The sequence below is a fragment of the Streptomyces sp. NRRL B-24484 genome (assembly GCF_000717715.1).
GTDB lineage: Bacteria > Actinomycetota > Actinomycetes > Streptomycetales > Streptomycetaceae > Kitasatospora.
This window is the reverse complement of sequence record NZ_JOAI01000050.1, coordinates 22060-41232: the sequence shown is the minus strand read 5'-3', so window position 1 is coordinate 41232 and position 19173 is coordinate 22060. Positions and strand designations below refer to the sequence as shown.

Annotated in this window: 17 protein-coding genes and 1 pseudogene; 17 read left to right on the top strand and 1 reads right to left on the bottom strand. The window is 73.0% G+C overall.

The window, feature by feature from the left end:
- Positions 1 to 151: 151 nt before the first annotated feature.
- The 12 genes from rplS (at position 152) to IE98_RS0134165 (ending at position 12749) form a co-directional block, all read left to right on the top strand.
- Positions 152 to 502, top strand: coding sequence for a 50S ribosomal protein L19 (gene rplS, locus IE98_RS0134220; RefSeq protein ID WP_030275686.1), 351 nt, complete (start codon positions 152 to 154; stop codon positions 500 to 502).
- A 101-nt stretch (positions 503 to 603) separates the two neighbouring features.
- Positions 604 to 1443 (top strand): signal peptidase I, encoded by an 840-nt coding sequence (lepB, locus tag IE98_RS43510; RefSeq protein ID WP_052391358.1) that lies wholly within the window; start codon positions 604 to 606, stop codon positions 1441 to 1443.
- Positions 1427 to 2407 carry a signal peptidase I gene (gene lepB, locus IE98_RS0134210; RefSeq protein WP_030275684.1) on the top strand — a complete coding sequence of 327 codons (981 nt, stop codon included), beginning with the start codon at positions 1427 to 1429 and terminating at the stop codon, positions 2405 to 2407. Before lepB (IE98_RS43510) ends, lepB (IE98_RS0134210) begins: the two co-directional genes overlap by 17 nt.
- 239 nt (positions 2408 to 2646) lie before the next feature.
- Complete coding sequence (gene lepB, locus IE98_RS0134205; protein ID WP_030275683.1) at positions 2647 to 3639, top strand: signal peptidase I; 993 nt, start codon at positions 2647 to 2649, stop codon at positions 3637 to 3639.
- Between the two features lie 243 nt (positions 3640 to 3882).
- Positions 3883 to 4635, top strand: a complete 753-nt coding sequence (gene lepB / locus IE98_RS0134200; protein WP_052391357.1) for a signal peptidase I — start codon at positions 3883 to 3885, stop codon at positions 4633 to 4635.
- 43 nt (positions 4636 to 4678) lie between these two features.
- Entirely contained in the window at positions 4679 to 5176 is a 498-nt protein-coding gene (locus IE98_RS0134195) for an NUDIX hydrolase (protein ID WP_234443785.1), read from the top strand.
- Between the two features lie 55 nt (positions 5177 to 5231).
- Positions 5232 to 5558 carry a DUF2469 domain-containing protein gene (locus tag IE98_RS0134190; RefSeq protein WP_030275680.1) on the top strand — a complete coding sequence of 109 codons (327 nt, stop codon included), beginning with the start codon at positions 5232 to 5234 and terminating at the stop codon, positions 5556 to 5558.
- A 453-nt stretch (positions 5559 to 6011) separates the two neighbouring features.
- Entirely contained in the window at positions 6012 to 6707 is a 696-nt protein-coding gene (locus tag IE98_RS52360) for a YraN family protein (RefSeq protein WP_324605828.1), read from the top strand.
- A gap of 1 nt (position 6708) precedes the next feature.
- Positions 6709 to 8364, top strand: a complete 1656-nt coding sequence (locus IE98_RS0134180) for a YifB family Mg chelatase-like AAA ATPase (protein WP_052391356.1) — start codon at positions 6709 to 6711, stop codon at positions 8362 to 8364.
- Between the two features lie 49 nt (positions 8365 to 8413).
- Positions 8414 to 9688 (top strand): DNA-processing protein DprA, encoded by a 1275-nt coding sequence (dprA, locus tag IE98_RS0134175; RefSeq protein WP_078661522.1) that lies wholly within the window; start codon positions 8414 to 8416, stop codon positions 9686 to 9688.
- Between the two features lie 1421 nt (positions 9689 to 11109).
- Positions 11110 to 11916, top strand: a complete 807-nt coding sequence (gene whiG / locus IE98_RS0134170) for an RNA polymerase sigma factor WhiG (RefSeq protein WP_267882380.1) — start codon at positions 11110 to 11112, stop codon at positions 11914 to 11916.
- A 239-nt stretch (positions 11917 to 12155) separates the two neighbouring features.
- Entirely contained in the window at positions 12156 to 12749 is a 594-nt protein-coding gene (locus tag IE98_RS0134165; RefSeq protein WP_234443784.1) for a TetR/AcrR family transcriptional regulator, read from the top strand.
- A gap of 183 nt (positions 12750 to 12932) precedes the next feature.
- Here IE98_RS0134165 and IE98_RS47135 read toward each other — a convergent pair.
- Positions 12933 to 13454 (bottom strand): annotated as a pseudogene (locus IE98_RS47135) (murein hydrolase activator EnvC family protein); the annotation flags it as partial.
- A 916-nt stretch (positions 13455 to 14370) separates the two neighbouring features.
- Here IE98_RS47135 and rpsB point away from each other — a divergent pair.
- The 5 genes from rpsB to IE98_RS0134140 all read left to right on the top strand — a co-directional run bounded on the left by rpsB (position 14371) and on the right by IE98_RS0134140 (position 18959).
- Complete coding sequence (gene rpsB, locus IE98_RS0134160) at positions 14371 to 15285, top strand: 30S ribosomal protein S2 (protein WP_030275674.1); 915 nt, start codon at positions 14371 to 14373, stop codon at positions 15283 to 15285.
- A 129-nt stretch (positions 15286 to 15414) separates the two neighbouring features.
- Positions 15415 to 16254, top strand: coding sequence for a translation elongation factor Ts (gene tsf / locus IE98_RS0134155; RefSeq protein ID WP_030275673.1), 840 nt, complete (start codon positions 15415 to 15417; stop codon positions 16252 to 16254).
- 282 nt (positions 16255 to 16536) lie between these two features.
- Entirely contained in the window at positions 16537 to 17301 is a 765-nt protein-coding gene (pyrH, locus tag IE98_RS50260; RefSeq protein WP_030275672.1) for a UMP kinase, read from the top strand.
- 66 nt (positions 17302 to 17367) lie between these two features.
- Complete coding sequence (frr, locus tag IE98_RS50255; protein WP_030275671.1) at positions 17368 to 17925, top strand: ribosome recycling factor; 558 nt, start codon at positions 17368 to 17370, stop codon at positions 17923 to 17925.
- Positions 17925 to 18959, top strand: coding sequence for a phosphatidate cytidylyltransferase (locus IE98_RS0134140; RefSeq protein WP_078661520.1), 1035 nt, complete (start codon positions 17925 to 17927; stop codon positions 18957 to 18959). Before frr ends, IE98_RS0134140 begins: the two co-directional genes overlap by 1 nt.
- Positions 18960 to 19173 lie beyond the last annotated feature (214 nt).

Sequence of the window (19173 nt, the reverse complement as noted above, 5' to 3'; positions counted from 1 at the left end):
CTGTTGTCTGTCGCTGGGCGTCCTCTCGGGGCCGCCACGTGGCCCGATGCGCCCGCCACAGGGGGTTCGTCGCCAGCCGATGCGGCCCGCATCACCATCCTTTCTCACGATCTTCCGTGGACGGCCTGTGGCGTCTGCGATGGAGAGCACCATGAGCAACAAGCTCGCTGCTGTCGACGCCGCTTCGCTGCGGTCCGACGTCCCCGCCTTCCGTCCGGGTGACACCCTCAAGGTTCACGTCCGGGTCATCGAGGGCAACCGCTCCCGTGTCCAGGTCTTCCAGGGCGTCGTCATCCGCCGTCAGGGCTCCGGCATCGGTGAGACCTTCACCGTCCGCAAGGTCAGCTTCAACGTCGGCGTGGAGCGCACCTTCCCGGTGCACACCCCGGTCGTCGAGAAGATCGAGGTCGTGACCCGCGGTGCCGTCCGCCGCGCCAAGCTGTACTACCTCCGTGACCTGCGCGGCAAGGCCGCGAAGATCAAGGAGAAGCGCGACAAGTGATCCGTCGTCCCGGTCCGCCGGGACACGGACCATCGGGTCGGGCCCGAGGTTCCCGGGCCGTAGGCCTTGGCCTCTCAGGCCCGGGAGATAAGCTCAGCCCGATGACCACGCACGAACCTTCCACGGACCGCGACGGAGGGTCCGCACCTGCCGGTGCGGACCCGCCGGCGCGGTCCGTGGTCGTTTCCGCCGGTCCGGACCGGGATGCCGGCCGCGAGGACGGTTCGGAGCCGGGCCCGGAGGACGGCGCGGAGTCCGACTCCGAGGACGGTTCCGGCCGGGGGTGGGGGCGGGACCTCCTGCTGATCGCCGGGACGTGCCTGGTCCTGCTGCTCGTGACGAACGCCTTCGTGGCGCGGCCGTTCTCGGTGCCGTCCGGTTCGATGGAGAACACGCTGCGGCCCGGCGACCGGGTGGTGGCCAATGAACTCGCGTACGCCTTCGGCGGGCACGTCCGGCGCGGCGACATCGTTGTTTTCGACGGCACCGGATCCTTCCTGCCGTACGCCGACGAACCCTCGGCCGGCCGGAAGCTGCTCGACCGCCTGGGGCTCTTCCCGGGCGGCGACTCGGTGTTCGTGAAGCGGGTCGTCGGCGTGGCCGGTGACCGGGTGACGTGCTGCGGATCGGACGGACGGCTGAGGGTGAACGGGGTACCACTGGACGAGAGCGCCTACCTGGCGCCGGGGGACGCGCCGTCGCGCGTGCCCTTCGACGTGGTGGTGCCGACCGGACGCCTCTGGGTGATGGGGGACCACCGCAGTGACTCCCGTGACTCCCGCGACCACCTCGGGGAGCCCGGCGGCGGCTTCGTCCCGGAGTCCGAGGTGATCGGCCGCGCCGAGTGGGTGGTCTTCCCGTTCGGCCGCTGGACGTCGCTCGACCGGCCGGAGGCTTTCGCCGCAACAGGGGGGACTGGTGGCCATGGGCACCCGAGGTAGGGGCAGGACGATCGAGGCGGAGCCGGAGACCGGCCCTTCCCCCGCTCCGACGCGCGGCCGCGCCGACCGGCGCCGGACGGCCCAGCGGGCCGCCCGCCGGCGACGGCGCTCGCTGCTGCGCGAGATACCCCTGGTGGTCGTCGTGGCGCTGGTGATCGCGCTGGTGCTGAAGACGTTCTTCGTCCAGGTCTTCGTCATCCCCTCGGGGTCGATGGAGGAGACCATCCAGATCGGCGACCGCGTCCTGGTGGACAAGCTCACGCCGTGGTTCGGCAACGAGCCCGACCGCGGCGAGGTCGTCGTCTTCCGCGACCCCGGCGGCTGGCTGGAGACCGACCACGGGTCGTCGAGCGACGGACCGGTGGTCAAGAAGGTCAAGCAGGTCTTCTCCTCCGTGGGCCTGCTGCCCTCCGACAACGAGCACGACCTGATCAAGCGGGTCATCGGCGTCGCCGGGGACACCGTGGAGTGCTGCGACGCCCAGGGGCGGGTGAGCGTCAACGGCAAGCCGGTGGACGAGCCCTACCTGGCCCCCGGCAACGTGCCGTCCCGTCAGCCCTTCAAGGTCAGCGTCCCCGCGGGGCGGCTCTGGGTGATGGGCGACCACCGCGACCTCTCGGCGGACTCCCGCTTCCACATGTCCAACCCCGGCAACGGCACCATCCCGGTGAGCAACGTCGTCGGACGCGCCTTCCTCATCGCCTGGCCGCTGCCGAGGCTCGGTCAACTCGACGTTCCGACGTCACTCTCCTCGATCCGGGCGGGTTCGGCGGTCGGCACCTCTCCCGCCGCGCCCGGTTCGACGGCCCCGTCCGCGGCCGCGGCACTGCCCGCACCGACGGGATTGGTCGGCCTTCCGCCGACTCCTGCGGAACCCTCGCTCGTTATGGGTGTGTTGGGCGTCCTCCCGTTCGCCGTCAGGCGGAGGTCGACCGGGCCCCGGCGGACTCGCCGGTCCGGTTGATGGATCGGCCTGCCGTGTGGGAGCACGGGCGGGCCGATCGGGAGTGATAGAGAAGTGCTGGAATGCTCGGCGCATGGTCTCTCGTGGCCTTCCCGGGTTCTCGGGTCGCCACCGGTGTCGGACCAGCCCTCTGCGGGCAGGCTGATGCGGGTCGACGGTCGGTTACGGAGCGTGGTGCCCGCTGTGCGGCACTGGTGAGCGCGGGCGTGCGTGCGTCCGCACAGCAGGGAGGAGATGTCGTGGGGGATCTGGTGGTCGGTGCCCGCTCGGGCGCCCCGGAGCCCGAGGGCACGGGGGGCCGCGCGGTCCGGTCGGCCCAGTCCGGACAGGCCGTGCAGTCCGCCGACGCGGGCACGGCTGCCGCCGCCGGCGGTAGGCTCGTCGGTGCCCCGAACGACGCGGAGGACGTGGTGAGTGAGGCCGCGGAGGAGAACGACACCGCGCAGGACAGCCCCGATCGGGCCGCGCAGCGGCCGCAGCGGCAGCGGTCGTTCTGGAAGGAACTGCCGATCCTGATCGGCATCGCGCTGATCCTGGCGCTGGTGATCAAGACCTTCTTCGTCCAGGCCTTCTCGATCCCGTCGGGCTCGATGGAGCAGACGCTGAAGATCGGCGACCGCGTCCTGGTCGACAAGCTCACCCCCTGGTTCGGATCCGAGCCGGAACGCGGTGAGGTCGTGGTCTTCCACGACCCGGGCGGCTGGCTGAACGACGAGCCGACCCAGCAGACCAACAACGCCTTCGTCCGCGGCATCCAGAACGTGTTCAGCTTCATCGGCCTGATGCCGTCCTCCAACGAGAAGGACCTGATCAAGCGGGTCATCGCGGTGGGCGGCGACACGGTCGAGTGCCAGGGCAGCGGCCCGGTCAAGGTGAACGGCGTCGCCCTCGACGAGCCGTACCTGTACCCCGGCAACACCCCGTGCGGCGAGAAGCCCTTCGGCCCGGTGAAGGTCCCCGACGGCCGGATCTGGGTCATGGGCGACCACCGGGGCGACTCGCTGGACTCCCGCTACCACCAGGACCAGCCCGGTGGCGGCACGGTGCCGGTCAAGAACGTCGTAGGCCGCGCCTTCGTCGTCGCCTGGCCGATCGGTGACTGGGCCACCCTGCCGGTGCCGGACACCTTCGACCAGAAGGGCCTCTCCGCCTCCGCGCCGCTGCTGCCGCCGATGGCCGGCGCCGCAGCCGCCGTGCCGGCCGTCTGGCTGCTGCGCCGACGCCGTCGCTGACCCCGGCGCCGGGACGGCCCTCCGGCCGCCCCGCCACGGGGGCCGGAGGGACGGGCCACCGGAAACGGACCGCCACCGATCCACCGCCGACTCTTGCGCGAGCCGCGGTACCGACGAGTAATCTGCTCGGACGTGCCGCGGCTCGCCGGCTCTCCGGAGCCCGGTGCAGTGCCCGTACCGCAGGCGCGGACCACTCGGGGGCGAGCCGGACGGGCCCGCACCCACCAGGAAGGTGCGACCGCGATGAGCAGTGTCACGGAGCGTCCGGCCACCGCGGCGACACCCCGCAGGCCCCGCCGGAGCATCGCCTCGGTGCTGCAGGGCGTCGCCATCGCCGTGGGCTTCGCGATGCTGGTCGGCGGATTCGCCCTCCTCGCGGTGCAGTACGAGCCCTACCGGATCCCCACCACCTCGATGACGCCCACCCTGCGGAACGGCGACACCGTGCTCGCCCGCCGGACCGACGGCGCGTCCGTGGGCCGCGGCGACATCGTCGTCTTCAGCGAACCCTCCTGGGGCGGCGCGACCATGGTCAAGCGGATCGTCGCCGTGGGCGGCGACACCGTCGCCTGCTGCGGCTCGGACGGCCGCCTCACCGTCAACGGCACCGCCGTCGACGAGCCCTACACCGACCAGCGCCTCGGCCCCGGCGAGGGGTACCGGATCACCGTGCCGCAGGGACGGATCTTCCTGCTCGGCGACTCCCGGTCCAACTCGCTCGACTCCCGCAGCCACCTCGACCTCGCGAGCGGTACCGTGGCCGCGACCGACGTGGTCGCCCGGGTCGAGGGCGTCGTCTGGCCCTCGGCCAGGATCGCCGCGGTGCCGCGGACCGGCGCCTTCGACGCCGTGAAGGGACCGGCCGCCTCGAAGCACGGGCTGCTCGTCCCCGCCGCGTACGCGTCGGTCGGCGGCGGCGCCCTCGTCCTCGCGGCCGGCGCCGCCGGCTGGGCGGTCTCGCTCGTCAGCTGGGTGCGCCGCCGATCCCGCCGCTGACGCCGCCCGCCGCGGCGGGCCGTGGGACCAGGAGGTGAACGGAGTGGACGACGCCCTGCACCGCCGCGCCGCCCGCGTGCTGCTGCTCGACCGCAGCGACCGGGTGCTGCTCCTGCGCGGCCTGGACCCGGCCGTCCCCGGCACCAGCTGGTGGATCACCCCGGGCGGAGGGCTGGAGCCGGGCGAGAGCGTGCGCGAGGCGGCGCTGCGCGAGCTGGCCGAAGAGATCGGGCCGGCCGAGGTGGAACTGGGGCCCGTGGTCGCGTACGGCACGGTGTCGTTCTCCTTCCGGGGGCAGGCGTACGAGCAGGAGCAGTGGTTCCACCTGGCCCGGACCGGGGCCGAACCCGACGCGTTCGGCCTCGTCGACGCCCGGGCGGCCGGTCCGGGGCCCGACGAGCACGCCCTGCTGCTCGCCGCCCGCTGGTGGACGGTCGAGGAACTGCGCGACACCGCCGAGACGGTCTACCCTGCGGGCCTGGCCGAGCTGGTCGAACAGCTGGTCACGGAAGGCCCGCCAGTCCCGCCGGTACGGCTTTGACGGTGGGTGCGGTGGTCCACAATGGGGTGGACGTGACGAGTGAGGGGACGCCTGGATGAGTGCCGAAGACCTCGAGAAGTACGAGACCGAGATGGAGCTCAAGCTCTACCGGGAGTACCGGGACGTCGTCGGGCTCTTCAAATTCGTGATCGAGACCGAGCGGCGGTTCTACCTCACGAACGACTACGACCTGCAGGTCCACTCGGTGCAGGGCGAGGTGTTCTTCGAGGTGTCGATGGCGGATGCGTGGGTCTGGGACATGTACCGGCCGGCCAGGTTCGTCCGCAAGGTGCGGGTCCTGACCTTCAAGGACGTCAACATCGAGGAGCTGGCGAAGAGCGACCTGGAGCTGCCGTCCGACGACGCGTCGTTCGGGAACTGAACGGCCTGCGTCCGGCAGGAGCCGTCCGGAGCGGGACCGACGCCGGTCCGCGCCCGACCGGCCGACCGCGCCCGGTGCCGCGGTCCACCGCCGGCGCCCACCGCCGGACCTGTGGAGGCCACGGCCGGCGACCGCGGTGAGCGGCGACCGCTGTGAGCGGCGACTGCTGGGACCTGGGCGGGCTGCGATCCGTCCGGTTGCGACTTCCGGGTGCTTCCACCCGGGGACGCTGTGACGACAGCGATCGGCGGCATCGGCTGTCGGCAGCGGGCGGCGCCGCGTCCGGAGCACCGAGCATGGACGGGTCGATCGACCCGTGTCCAGACCGGCTCCCGAAAGCCACCCCTGCGAGGGACCCGGGTTTTCCACAGGACCGAGTTGTCCACAGGTTCTGGGACCGCGCCGCTCCCGCCGTGGCCCGCACGGCAACCTCCTGGCACGGAGGTGATGACCGTGAAGAGTCCGAACAACAGTCTCGGCCGCTACGGCGAAGAAGTGGCCGCCCGCAGGCTCGCCCACGAGGGCCTGCACATCCTCGAACGCAACTGGCGGTGCGTCGAGGGCGAACTCGACATCGTCGCGCTGGACGGCGACACCCTCGCGATCTGCGAGGTCAAGACGCGTTCGGAGAACGCGTTCCAGCAACCCACCGAGGGCATCGACCGGCCGAAGGCCGACCGGCTGCGGAGACTCGCCGAGCGCTGGCTCGCCGAACGGTGGCCCACCTACTTCGAACTGCTCGCCGAGCGCGTCACGTACCTGCCCCGGAGCGACGGCCTGCTCGTTCTGTCGAGGACGGACGGGTCCGCCCTGCCGGACCTCCCGGGCCGGGACGGTGCGGACCACGGCGTCGCGGTTCCGGCGGCCGCCGCGGGTGCACGCCCGAAGCTGAGGACCGCCGCGAAGCGCGCCGGGAAGCCGTCCGAGGAACGGTCCGGAGCGCCGGACGAGACGCCGACCGGCGGGAAGGGCCGGACCCGGAGGCGGACCACTGCGAAGGGCGGCTCCTCGGCCCCCGTGGAGACGGCGGCCCTCCGCGCCGGCCCGCCGACACCGCCGCCACCCGGCGGCGTCCGCATCGATCTGGTGGCCGTGGTCAACCGGGTCAAGGGCGCTGCCCGGGTCGAGCACCTCCGAGGGGCGGTGTGAGATGACCTTCGCCCGTACCTGCTCGGTCGCGCTCGTCGGCGTCGACGGCGTGGTGGTCGAGGTCCAGGCCGACCTCGAACCCGGCGTGGCCGCGTTCACCCTGGTCGGACTGCCCGACAAGGCGCTCTCGGAGGCCCGCGACCGTGTCCGCGCCGCGGTCGTCAACAGCGGGGAGAGCTGGCCGCAGCGCAAACTCACCGTCGGCCTCAGCCCGGCCTCGGTGCCGAAGAGCGGCAGCGGCTTCGACCTGGCCGTCGCCTGTGCCGTGCTGGCGGCGGCGGACCGGATCGACCCCGCCGCCATCGCCGACCTCCTCGTCATCGGCGAGCTCGGCCTGGACGGCCGGGTACGGCCGGTCCGCGGTGTCCTGCCGTCCGTCCTGGCGGCGGCCGACGCCGGATACCGGCAGGTCGTGGTGGCGGAGCAGACCGCCGCGGAGGCCTCCCTCGTACCGGGTGTCTCGGTGATGGGCGTCCGCAGCCTGCGCCAACTGATCGCACTGCTCACCGACGCCAGCCCGCCCGAGGACGAACCGGAGAAGCGCCTCGGCCGACCGGACCCGCTGCTGGCCGGGCTGCTGCTGCCCGGCATGGGTGTCCGCGACATCGCCGCCGAGAACGTGATCCGGGCCGACCTCGCGGACGTCGCCGGCCAGTACGAAGCCCGCCACGCCCTGGAGATCGCGGCTGCCGGCGGCCACCACCTCTACCTCAAGGGGCCGCCCGGCGCGGGCAAGACCATGCTGGCCGAGCGCCTTCCGGCGCTGCTCCCACCGCTCACCGAGAAGGAGGCGCTGGAGGTGACGGCCGTGCACTCGGTCGCCGGCCTCCTCCCGCCCAACCGGCCGCTCATCGACAGCCCGCCCTACTGCGCGCCGCACCACTCCACGACGATGCCCGCCATCGTCGGCGGCGGCAGCGGGATGCCCCGGCCCGGTGCCGTCTCCCTGGCGCACCGCGGAGTGCTCTTCCTGGACGAGGCGCCCGAGTTCCCGGTGCGCGTCCTCGACGCCCTGCGGCAACCGCTGGAGTCGGGCGAGGTGATGATCGCCCGTGCTGCCGGGTCCATGCGGCTGCCGGCCCGGTTCCTGCTCTGCCTGGCGGCCAACCCGTGCCCGTGCGGGCGCCACTCGATCCGCGGCGAAGGCTGCGAATGCACACCGACCATGGTCAACCGGTACCAGGCCCGGCTCTCCGGCCCGCTGTTGGACCGCGTCGACCTCCAGGTCCGGGTGTCCTCGGTCTCGCGTGCCGAACTGATGACCCGCGACACCGCGGCCGAGTCCACCGCCGTGGTGGCCGCCCGCGTGCTGGCGGCCCGCCACCGTGCGGCCGCCCGGCTGGCCGAAACACCGTGGCGCACCAACGCGGAAGTCCCCGGCCACGAGCTGCGGACGAGGTGGCGGCTGCAGCCGGACGCGCTCACCGATGCCGAACGCGACCTGGAGCGAGGGCTGCTGACGGCCCGCGGGCTCGACCGGGTGCTACGGGTGGCGTGGACGATCGCCGACCTGTCGGGACGCGACCTACCCGGGCGGTCCGACGTCCGTACGGCCCTCGCCCTGCGGACGGGCGTGCACCGCGGCCCGATGGCCGAGCGTCCGCGACTCCCGCGCAACGCGCACCCCGACCACGGCGAGTGCACCGCCGACCTGTGACCGCACGGCCGGCCGAACCGGGCCCGGCGCGACAACCCAGGAGTCCACCATGGACGGCACGAGTACCAGCACCACCACGAACAGCGGCACCGGCACCAGTCTCTCCTCAGCCTCGCCCCGTGCGGCCGACATCGAGGGCACGCGTCCGCACCGGTGCCTGCCGGGCGATGCGGCGCGGGCATCGCCGCCCGGTGGAGCGCCGGCGCCGTCACCGGAGCGGCTGGCCAGAGCCGCCCTGACCCGGCTGATCGAACCCGGTGACGCGGTGATGGGCCGTTGGCTCGGCGAACACGGCGCCATCACCGTCGTCGACGTCCTGCGGGGCCGGCTGCATCCCGGTCCGCTCGGCCTAGACCCGGGGCGGGTCACCGACTACCGGGCCCGGTGCGCGGGGCTCGATCCCGCCGCGGACCTCCGCCACGTCCGGAGCCACGGCGGCCGGTTCATCATTCCGGGCGATCCCGAATGGCCCAGTCAGCTCGACGATCTCGGGGAGGGGCGGCCGGTCGGTCTCTGGGTGCGGGGCACCGGGTCGCTCCGGTTGCTGGCCCTGCGCTCCGTTGCCCTCGTCGGCTCCCGGGCGTGCACTGCGTACGGTGCCCACGTCGCCGGTGAGATCGCCTCTCAACTGGCCGAGCGCGGCTGGGTGGTGGTGTCCGGAGCGGCCTACGGGATCGACTCGGCCGCTCACCGCGGCGCCCTCGCCGTGGGTGGTGCCACCGTCGGCGTCCTCGCCTGCGGGGTCGACATGAGCTACCCGCCCGGCAACACCGAGCTCATCCGCCGGATCTCCGAGCAGGGCCTGTTGGTGAGCGAGCTGCCACCGGGCGTCCACCCCAACCGCTTCCGCTTCGTCCTGAGGAACCGCGTGATAGCGGCGCTGACCCGGGGCACCGTCGTCGTCGAGGCGGCCGTCCGCAGCGGAGCCCTGAGCACCGCCCGGCGGGCCCGGGACCTCAACCGGCACACGATGGGCGTGGCCGGCCCGGTCACCTCGGAGCTGTCCGCCGGCGTGCACGCGCTGATCCGCAGCGGCGCCACGCTGGTGACCGACGCCTCCGAGATCGCCGAACTCGTCGGGGCGATCGGAGACGACCTCGCACCGCCCCGCTCCGGCCCCGTCCTGCCCCGGGACCTGCTGGAGCCGTCGGTGGCCCGGGTGCTGGAGGCCGTCCCCGGCTGCGCGGACGGAGCACCGGTCGACCGACTCGCCCGGGAGGCGGGACTTTCTCCGGACGCCGTGCTGCAGCATCTGTACGAGTTGGTCTCGCTCGGCCACGTCGAGCGATTCGGCGCCCACTGGCGCTTGGTGAGGCGTCGTTGAAGGTCACGACACCACCCGGCGCGCGTCGCGGGCACGCGCCGGGTGGGCCACCGGATCGGGCGACGACCGAGTGGCGGTAGCACACCGCAGCGACGTGGTCACGCTACGCTCCCTTGTGGCTTCCCTATCAGCACATGACTCGGCAGAACGGCGCAGACCAACGCATGCCCACAAACATTCCGGGACACAGGGTGACCGGTGACGCCCGGTCTGCGGGAACGGTTGGGGCCGGGGCCCGTCCCGCTGCGGACCTCGGCCCGCAGGGGCCGACGCTGTTGAACCCCGCCCGGTCGGTGGGCCCGACCCGAGTACCGGGTCGGCCGATCTCACCAGGCCAGCAGGACGCCCGCAGCGCAGCAGCCCAGCCCTCCTCGCCCGCGCGGCCCGGCCAGACCGCACCCGCGCCGCCCGTCGCCCCGCCCGCCCCGGCGCAGCCGTTGGTGCCGCGCGCCCCCACGGGCCCGTCTGCCACAACACCGTCCCGAGGGCCGGGCGAGCCCGCCGCGCATGCGCGGTCGGCAGATCCGCCGACCGCGCCGACCGCGCCGACCGCGGCGGAAGCGGCCTGCGGACCGCAGGCGCACGGGTGGACGCGCGACGAGCAGCCGGGCCGCGCAGCCGGTGCGGAGGAGGCCCCGCTGGGTGCCGTCCGCCAGCGGTACCCGGAGGCGCGTCCCGAGCAGCGGCGCTCAGCCGAGGGCAGTGCAGGCGGACGGGCCGTCCGCGGTGGGGCGCGCAATGCCGACCCTTACGAGGCCGAGCCGAGTCACTCCCGCGTCCACGCCCGTGCGGACCAGCCGCCGCCGGCCCGGAGCGCGCCGTCGGCACCGGCCGGGGGCCGGCCCTGGCCGGCCGCCCGCCTGGCCGGAGCCGACGGCGCCGCAAGCCCCGGCGGGGCCGGCGGCACGGACCGTGCAGCGGTGCGGAGACTTCCGGGCCCTGTGCGGTCGGTACCGATGCCGCCGGGCGGTGGGGGAGGAGGGCACGAGCGGGTGCCGGACGGCGTGGAGACCGTCGGTCGGCCGGTGGCACCCCGGGAGCCCGCACGCCCGGTGTCGGCCGACCCGGAGCAGGCCGGCACCGACCCGTCCGCCACGAAGGTCGTCCACCCCGCGCCCGTGCTCGCGCCCGCACCCTCGTCAAGGCCGTCGCCGGCGACGGCGACCCCGGGGCCGACGCCAGGGCCCGGGCCGATCCCGGGGCCGACGGGCGCACCGGCTTCCGGGCCGGTCGGCGGCGTGGATCCCGGCCGGGCGGACGACGTGCGCGCGGAGTCCGGAGGCCATCGATCGGCGGACCCCGAACGCGGCACCTCCGCAGCGCCCCACCCGGAGGTCACCCCAGCCAGGACGGTGCCGGCCCCCGTCAAGCCGCCCGAGGCACCGGCTGCGGCCGAGCCCCCGGCGTCGACGGCCGGGCGGCTGGGTCAGCAACCGTCGGCCGGTCGTACGGCGAAGGTGCCGAGCGAGCGCAGCGCACTGGAGATGCTCTGGCGCTCCTACAAGGAGTCGGGTGATCCGCGGCTCCGCGAGCAGTTGATCCTGCACTACTCGCCGCTGGTCAAGTACGTGGCGGGCCGGGTGGGCGTCGGCCTGCCCGCCAACGTGGAGCAGGCCGACTTCGTGTCCTCCGGCGTGTTCGGGCTGATCGACGCGATCGAGAAGTTCGACATCGATCGCGCGATCAAGTTCGAGACCTACGCGATCAGCCGGATCCGCGGGGCGATCATCGACGAACTCCGCGCGCTCGACTGGATCCCCCGGTCGGTGCGACAGAAGGCCAAGACCGTCGAGCGGACGTACGCCACGCTGGAGGCCCGGCTGCGGCGCACACCGCACGAGCCCGAAGTGGCCGCCGAGATGGGCATCACGCTGGAGGACCTGCACGCGATCTTCAGCCAGTTGTCGCTCGCGAACGTGATGGCCCTCGACGAGCTGATCCACCCCATCGGGGAGAGCGGCGACGCCCTCACGCTGATGGACACCCTGGAGGACACCGGTGCGGACAACCCGGTGGAGATCGCGGAGGACCGCGAACTCCGCCGCCTGCTCGCCACCGCGGTCAGCACCCTGCCCGAACGCGAGAAGACGGTGGTGACGCTCTACTACTACGAGGGCCTCACCCTGGCGGAGATCGGCCAGGTGCTCGGGGTGACCGAGAGCCGGGTCAGCCAGATCCACACCAAGTCGGTGCTGCAGCTGCGGGCGAAGCTCTCGGACGTCCGCTGACGGACGCAGTCGGCCGGCCGGCTGCTCGCGAGCCGTTCCCCCGGCTGCCCGCCGACCTCCTCCCGTCCGAACCCGGCCCGAGCACCGTCCAACGGGCCGGCCCGGATCCGACCGGACCTGATCGGCCCGGGCGCCACCGTGACGGGATGCGGCGCGCGGGTTCGGGCGTGCGCCGGGCGACGGCGGGCGGATCGCGTGGTGGCGGTCGGCCCTGCCGTAAGGCTCCGTACAGTAGGAGTGTGCCGAAGATCAGGGCCGCCACGGTGGCCGAGCATCGCCAGTTGCAGCGGGCTGCACTCCTGGATGCCGCCCGTCAGCTGCTCGCCGAGGGTGGCCGGGAGGCCTTGACCTTCGCGGCCCTCGCGGCCCGGACCGGCCTGGCCCGGTCTTCCGTCTACGAGTACTTCCGCTCCCGGGCGGCCGTGGTGGAGGAACTGTGCGCGGTCGACCTCCCGCTCTGGACCGCCGAGATCGAGGCGGGGATGGCCGTGCGTGACAACGCCCGGGACCGGCTGGAGGCGTACGTCCGCGGACAACTGCACCTGGCGGCCGATCCGCGGCACCTCGCAGTGACGGCCATCTCCGAAGCGGAACTGGACGACGCGGCGCGCGAGCGCATCCGGGCGGCGCACAGCGGTCTGGTCACGCTGGTCGTCGAAGCCCTCGCCGAACTCGGCCACGCGAACCCGCGCCTCGCCGCGGTGCTGCTGCAGGGCGTGGTCGACTCGGCCTCGCGCCAGGCGGAGCGGGCCACGCCCGAGGACGCAGCAGTGATCACCGACGCAGCCGTCGCCCTCGCCCTGGACGGGCTGGCCGGCATCGACCGCAGGTAGGCGGCCCGGGATCCGGGAGACCGGTCGTTGACCGTCGCGCCGAACACCGGGGAGTGCCGACTCGGGTTCCCCGCTCGTCGCCACCGCCCGACTGCCGTTGCCGCCGCCACCGCTGGGGCGGCCGTGGTCCAGCGGGAGCAGCCGGACGCGGCCCGTGCCGAGCAGGGCGAGCGGGTCGAGGTAGCGCGGGCCGCGCAGCAGCCCCCAGTGCAGACAGTTCCCCGCGGCGCAGTGGTGGCCGCTGTCGGCGAGGGTCCCGATGACCTCGCCGGCGCCGACGGCCGTACCCGCGGCCACCGAGCCCTCGACCGGCAGGTAGGTCGTCCGCAGCGGTGGATTCCCGGAGGCGGGGTGGGTCACCGTCACCACCGGGCGGCCGGCCACCGATCCGGCGAACGAGACGACGCCGGGAGCGGCGGCCCGGACCGGGGTACCGATGGGCGCGGCCACGTCCACGCCCCGGTGCCCGGCCGCCCAGCGGGCGGCCGGCGGTTCGAACCGGCGGAGCAGCGCGCCGGGCCCGCCCACGGGCCAGCCCCGACCGCCGGACGGCCCGGAGGTTCCGCCCCGGTCGACGAGCCGAGCACCCCGACCGCTGCTCGGTGCCCGTCCGTCCTGCGAGGCCGCCACGGTGCCGATCAGCCGGACCGGCCCCGGTCGGGCCGAGCGGTGGGCGCCGGCCCCGGGCTGCGAGGGCGGGAGCATGAGGCAGACCGTCCCGGCCAGTATCAGCGCGAGCAGCAACCCGCCCCGGGAGTCGGGCGCCGGCGGAGGAGCCGGCCGGGCCGTCCCGATCCGGCCGCCCCCGGGACGCACCCCGAAGGCCTTCCCTGCCCACCGCATCGGGCCCGACGAGGCGGCCCGCTCCGTGGACGGCCCTGCCGGAAGCCCCGCAGGCCGCACCGACGACGTCCACCGACCCGGCCCCGGTGACCGAGCCGGACGTTCCCCGGGCGGCGCCGGCGCCCGTCGGCCCGCGGACACCACCGGCCCCCGCGCCGTCAATCTCCGGAACGGGGACGGCCACGGCCGGAGCACGAAGGGCAGCCACGGCCACGGCAGAAGCGACGACCACGGTCGCGTCGGAAGGATCGGACGGTTCATGCCGGCCAGGCTGGCCCGCGGACGCCGGGGCCGCGGACCGCACCGCGAGACCTGTGGACAACCCCGCCCTGTGGACAACCGCCCTCACCCGACCGGGTGAACAACGACGGACCACCGGGGAACGGTTCACGACCCGGAGCGAACGCCGTCCCGCGCCCCGCCGAACCGATCCCCGTTCACACCCGTCCGCCCCGGTGCACCCGACCGCCGGAGTCGCCCGCAACTCGGGCCTTCCCGTACACTTCACACGCGACCCGGTCCACCGGGTCGACTTCGCACGCCCCGCCACCGGTGGAGCGGCCGCCCCGCAAGGGGTCGGCGTGGTCTCCGTCCGGTGCGAGTGCCGCTCGGTCCGCCGAGCCTGCCGGCCCCAGTGCCGACCAGGCCGCGGCGGCTTGGCACGCCCGGGGCGTCAGGCGTGGCGGTCACCCGGCCGCCACGGACACAACCGAGAGACCCGGTTCCCCGTTCCCTCCGCGGAGCGGCTCGCCGGGCGCAAAACCTGAGGAGCACGGCCATGGCCGTCGTCACGATGCGGGAGCTGCTGGAGAGCGGCGTCCACTTCGGTCACCAGACCCGTCGTTGGAACCCGAAGATGAAGCGCTTCATCTTCACGGAGCGCAACGGCATCTACATCATCGACCTCCTGCAGTCGCTGAACTACATCGACCGCGCCTTCGAGTTCGTCAAGGAGACCGTTGCCCACGGCGGCAGCATCCTCTTCGTCGGCACCAAGAAGCAGGCCCAGGAGGCCATCGCCGAGCAGGCCACCCGCGTGGGCATGCCCTACGTGAACCAGCGCTGGCTCGGCGGCATGCTGACCAACTTCTCGACCGTCTACAAGCGTCTGCAGCGCCTCAAGGAGCTCAGCGAGATCGACTTCACGGATGTGGCCGGTTCCGGCCTCACCAAGAAGGAGCTCCTGGTCCTCCAGCGTGAGTACGACAAGCTGGAGAAGACCCTCGGCGGTATCCGCGACATGCAGCGCGTTCCCAGCGCCGTCTGGATCGTGGACACCAAGAAGGAGCACATCGCGGTCGGCGAGGCCCGGAAGCTCAACATCCCGGTCGTCGCCATCCTCGACACCAACTGCGACCCCGACGAGGTCGACTACAAGATCCCGGGCAACGACGACGCGATCCGCTCCGTCACCCTGCTGACCCGTGTGATCGCCGACGCCGTCGCCGAGGGCCTGAAGTCCCGCGCCGGTGTCGCCAAGGGCGACGCGAAGGCCGAGCCGGGCGCCGACCAGCCGCTGGCCGACTGGGAGAAGGACATCCTCGAGGGCCAGAAGGCCGCCGAGGCTCCCGCCGCCGAGGCTGAGGCCGCCGAGGCTCCCGCCGCCGAGGCTGAGGCCACCGAGGCTCCGGCCGCCGAGGCCCCCGCCGAGGCCCCCGCCGAGGCTCCGGCCGCCGAGGCCGAGCAGGCCTGACGTACCAAGGGTGAGGGGCACCCACCGGGTACGACACCGGTAGGTGCCCCTCTCTCCCGTGCGGGGGCCGAACCAACGGCCCCCGCACCACCCCACGCAGACACGCGAGACGTGAGAAGAGATCACACCATGGCGAACTTCACCGCCGCGGACGTCAAGAAGCTCCGTGAGCTCACCGGCGCCGGCATGATGGACTGCAAGAAGGCCCTGGACGAGGCCGAGGGTGACGTCCAGAAGGCCGTCGAGCTCCTCCGCATCAAGGGCCAGAAGGGCGTTGCCAAGCGCGAGGGCCGTGACGCCTCCAACGGCGCCGTCGCCTCGCTGATCGCCGAGGGCAACAAGGCCGGCGTCCTGGTCGAGCTGAACTGCGAGACCGACTTCGTCGCCAAGGGTGGCAAGTTCGTCGAGGTCGCCAACGCGATCGCCGCGCACGTCGCCGCCACCTCCCCGGCCGACCTCGAAGCCGCCCTGGCCTCCGAGATCGCCGCCGGCCAGACCGTCCAGCAGTTCGTGGACGAGGCCAACGCCACCCTCGGCGAGAAGATCGTCTTCCGTCGCTTCGCGCAGTTCGACGGCGAGGGCTTCGTCGGCGTCTACATGCACAAGTCGGACCCGGACCTCCCGCCGACCATCGGTGTCCTCGTCGAGCTCGACAAGGAGAACGCCGAGGTCGCCAAGGACGTCGCGCAGCACATCGCCGCCTTCGCGCCGAAGTTCCTGTCCCGCGAGGACATCCCGGCCGAGGACCTCGAGAACGAGCGCCGCGTCGCCGAGGCCACCGCTCGCGAGGAGGGCAAGCCCGAGGCCGCCCTGCCGAAGATCGTCGAGGGTCGCGTCACCGGCTTCGTCAAGGAGAACTCCGTCCTGGAGCAGGCGTTCGCCAAGGACAACAAGAAGACCGTCGCCAAGGTCCTCGAGGAGAACGGCGTCGCGCTCAAGCGCTTCGTCCGCTTCCGCGTCGGCGCCTGAAACCCGTTCCCCCGCGCTTCCGGCCTAAGGTAGGAAGCGCGCCGGGCCGCAGCAGCGGCCGGGAACGCGCCGATCGGGCTCTCCAGCACCCCTCGGGGGGCGCGTCGGCACCATGAACGACGAGGAGGCCATTGCCGTGCAGGACACCGTACCGGTTCCCGCGGCAGTGGCCTCCTCGCGTGTACGCGCCCGGCGCGTACGCACAGAGCCGGGCACCGCACTCCCGGTGTTGTGAGCAGCACATGCAGCCCTGCGAGTCCGCAGGTGGAGAAGGAGAAGTCCATGCAGGAGACGCTGGAGACCGGCCGGGACACGCAGGACGGTTCGCGCCGCCGGGTGCTGCTCAAGCTGTCGGGTGAGGCCTTCGCCGGCGGCGGCGGCCTCGGCGTGGACCCGGACGTGGTGCACGCCATCGCCCGCGAGATCGCGACCGTCGTCCGTGCCGGCACCGAGGTCGCCGTGGTGATCGGCGGCGGCAACTTCTTCCGCGGCGCGGAGCTGCAGGTCCGCGGCATGGACCGGGCCCGCTCCGACTACATGGGCATGCTCGGCACCGTAATGAACTGCCTCGCGCTGCAGGACTTCCTGATCAAGGAAGGCATCGAGACCCGCGTCCAGACCGCCATCACGATGGGCCAGGTCGCCGAGCCGTACCTGCCGCTGCGCGCGGTGCGGCACCTGGAGAAGGGCCGCGTGGTGATCTTCGGCGCCGGTATGGGCATGCCGTACTTCTCCACCGACACGACCGCGGTGCAGCGCGCGCTGGAGATCCACGCCGAGGTGCTGCTGATGGGCAAGAACGGCGTCGACGGGGTCTACGACTCCGACCCGCGCACCAACGCGGCGGCGGTCCGCTTCGACTCGCTGGACTACACCGAGGTGATCGCCCGCGACCTCAAGGTGGCGGACCTGACGGCCATCACCCTGTGCAAGGACAACGACCTGCCGATCCTGGTCTTCGAGCTGCTGGCCGAGGGCAATATCGCCCGGGCGGTGAAGGGTGAGAAGATCGGCACACTCATCAGCCAGGAATCCGCCCGGCCCTGAGCAGCAATCAGCCGTCCGGGGCACCGGTACGGGACTACAGCAGATGAACCGGACAGGGAGCAGACAGTGATCGAAGAGACCCTCCTCGAGGCCGAGGAGAAGATGGAGAAGGCCGTCGCCGTCGCCAAGGACGACTTCGCCGCCATCCGGACCGGCCGTGCCCACCCGGCGATGTTCAACAAGATCGTCGCGGACTACTACGGCGCCCTGACGCCGATCAACCAGCTCGCGTCCTTCTCCGTGCCGGAGCCGCGGATGGCCGTCATCACGCCGTTCGACAAGAGCGCGCTGCGCAACATCGAGACCGCGATCCGCGACTCGGACCTCGGCGTCAACCCGTCGAACGACGGCTCCATCATCCGCGTGGTGTTCCCGCAGCTGACGGAGGAGCGCCGCAAGGAGTACATCAAGGTCGCGCGCGGCAAGGGCGAGGACGCCAAGGTCTCGATCCGCTCGATCCGCCGCAAGGCCAAGGACGCCATCGACAAGCTCGTCAAGGACGGCGAGGTCGGCGAGGACGAGGGCCGCCGCGGCGAGAAGGAGCTCGACGACGTCACGACCCGCTACGTGGCCCAGATCGACGAGCTGCTGAAGCACAAGGAAGCCGAGCTCCTCGAGGTCTGATGAACGACGCCCCCGACGCCCAGGGCATCCGGGGCGGAACCGAAACGCTCGCCACCGAGTTCTCTGCTGCGAGTGGCCCCCGTGCCGACGCCCCCGCTCGGCCCCGAACGGGTCACTCGCAGCAGCCTGTGGTGTACCGAAGGGGCACTGCGGCACAGAATCGGACCATGCCCCCCGCGCAGGAGACACCCGTGGCCCCAACCGACCAGCAGCCCCGCAAGCAGCGCGGCGGCCGCAACCTGCCCGCCGCGATAGGCGTGGGAGTCGGCCTCGGCGCTGTGATCGTCGCTTCGCTCTTCTTCGTGAAGGCGCTCTTCCTGGTGGTCGTGGTCGCGGCCGTCGCGGTGGGCGTCTGGGAGCTGAACTCCCGCCTGGCGGAGACCAAGGGCGTGCACGTGCCGATGGTCCCGCTGATCGCCGGCGCAGTGGCGATGCCGCTGGTCGGCTACACCGCGGGCGGGCAGTGGGCGTCCGCCGTGCTGGCGCTCACCGGCCTGGCGGTGCTGGTCTGGCGGATGAGCAAGCCCCCGGAGAACTACCTGCGGGACGTGACGGCGGGTGTCTTCACCGCCTTCTACGTGCCGTTCCTGGCGACCTTCGTGGCCCTGATGCTGGCCGCCGAGGACGGGGCCTGGCGGATCCTGATCTTCCTCGTGGTCACCATCTGCAGCGACACCGGCGCGTACGCCGTGGGCTACAAGTTCGGGCGGAACAAGCTCGCGCCGACGATCAGTCCGGGCAAGACCCGGGAGGGCCTGGCCGGCGGCATCGGCCTGTCGATGATCGCGGGCGCGCTGCTGATGGAGTACGCGATCGACGACGGCGCCTGGTGGCAGGGCCTGATCCTGGGCGGCTGCGCGGCGGTCACGGCGACGCTGGGCGACCTGGCCGAGTCCATGATCAAGCGCGACATGGGCATCAAGGACATGGGCACCCTGCTGCCGGGTCACGGCGGCATCATGGACCGGCTCGACTCGCTGCTGCCGACGGCCCCGGTCGCCTGGCTGCTGCTCGCAGCCTTCGTCGGCGGCTGAACCGCACCACCCGCTCCACCCACCACGAGCCCCGGGCGCCCACCGCCCGGGGCTCGCGGCGTTCCCCGACTCCGGGGCCGGACCCCGCGGACACGCTCAGCCGAACTCGGAGCCCCCGTCCACGCGTGACCCACCCGGGGCCGGTCCGGGCGGAGACCGATCCCCCCGACCGGGCGGGAGACGGGCCGGCCTGCACCACTGGATGCACCATGCC

Excerpts from the sequence above, each read along its gene's own strand:
- IE98_RS0134180 (WP_052391356.1), top strand. The coding sequence starts at position 6,709 with ATGACCTTCGCCCGTACCTGCTCGGTCGCGCTCGTCGGCGTCGACGGC.
- lepB (WP_052391357.1), top strand. The coding sequence starts at position 3,883 with ATGAGCAGTGTCACGGAGCGTCCGGCCACCGCGGCGACACCCCGCAGG.
- lepB (WP_052391358.1), top strand. The coding sequence starts at position 604 with ATGACCACGCACGAACCTTCCACGGACCGCGACGGAGGGTCCGCACCT.
- pyrH (WP_030275672.1), top strand. The coding sequence starts at position 16,537 with ATGCAGGAGACGCTGGAGACCGGCCGGGACACGCAGGACGGTTCGCGC.
- IE98_RS0134140 (WP_078661520.1), top strand. The coding sequence starts at position 17,925 with ATGAACGACGCCCCCGACGCCCAGGGCATCCGGGGCGGAACCGAAACG.
- tsf (WP_030275673.1), top strand. The coding sequence starts at position 15,415 with ATGGCGAACTTCACCGCCGCGGACGTCAAGAAGCTCCGTGAGCTCACC.
- lepB (WP_030275684.1), top strand. The coding sequence starts at position 1,427 with ATGGGCACCCGAGGTAGGGGCAGGACGATCGAGGCGGAGCCGGAGACC.
- IE98_RS0134190 (WP_030275680.1), top strand. The coding sequence starts at position 5,232 with ATGAGTGCCGAAGACCTCGAGAAGTACGAGACCGAGATGGAGCTCAAG.
- dprA (WP_078661522.1), top strand. The coding sequence starts at position 8,414 with ATGGACGGCACGAGTACCAGCACCACCACGAACAGCGGCACCGGCACC.
- rplS (WP_030275686.1), top strand. The coding sequence starts at position 152 with ATGAGCAACAAGCTCGCTGCTGTCGACGCCGCTTCGCTGCGGTCCGAC.
- rpsB (WP_030275674.1), top strand. The coding sequence starts at position 14,371 with ATGGCCGTCGTCACGATGCGGGAGCTGCTGGAGAGCGGCGTCCACTTC.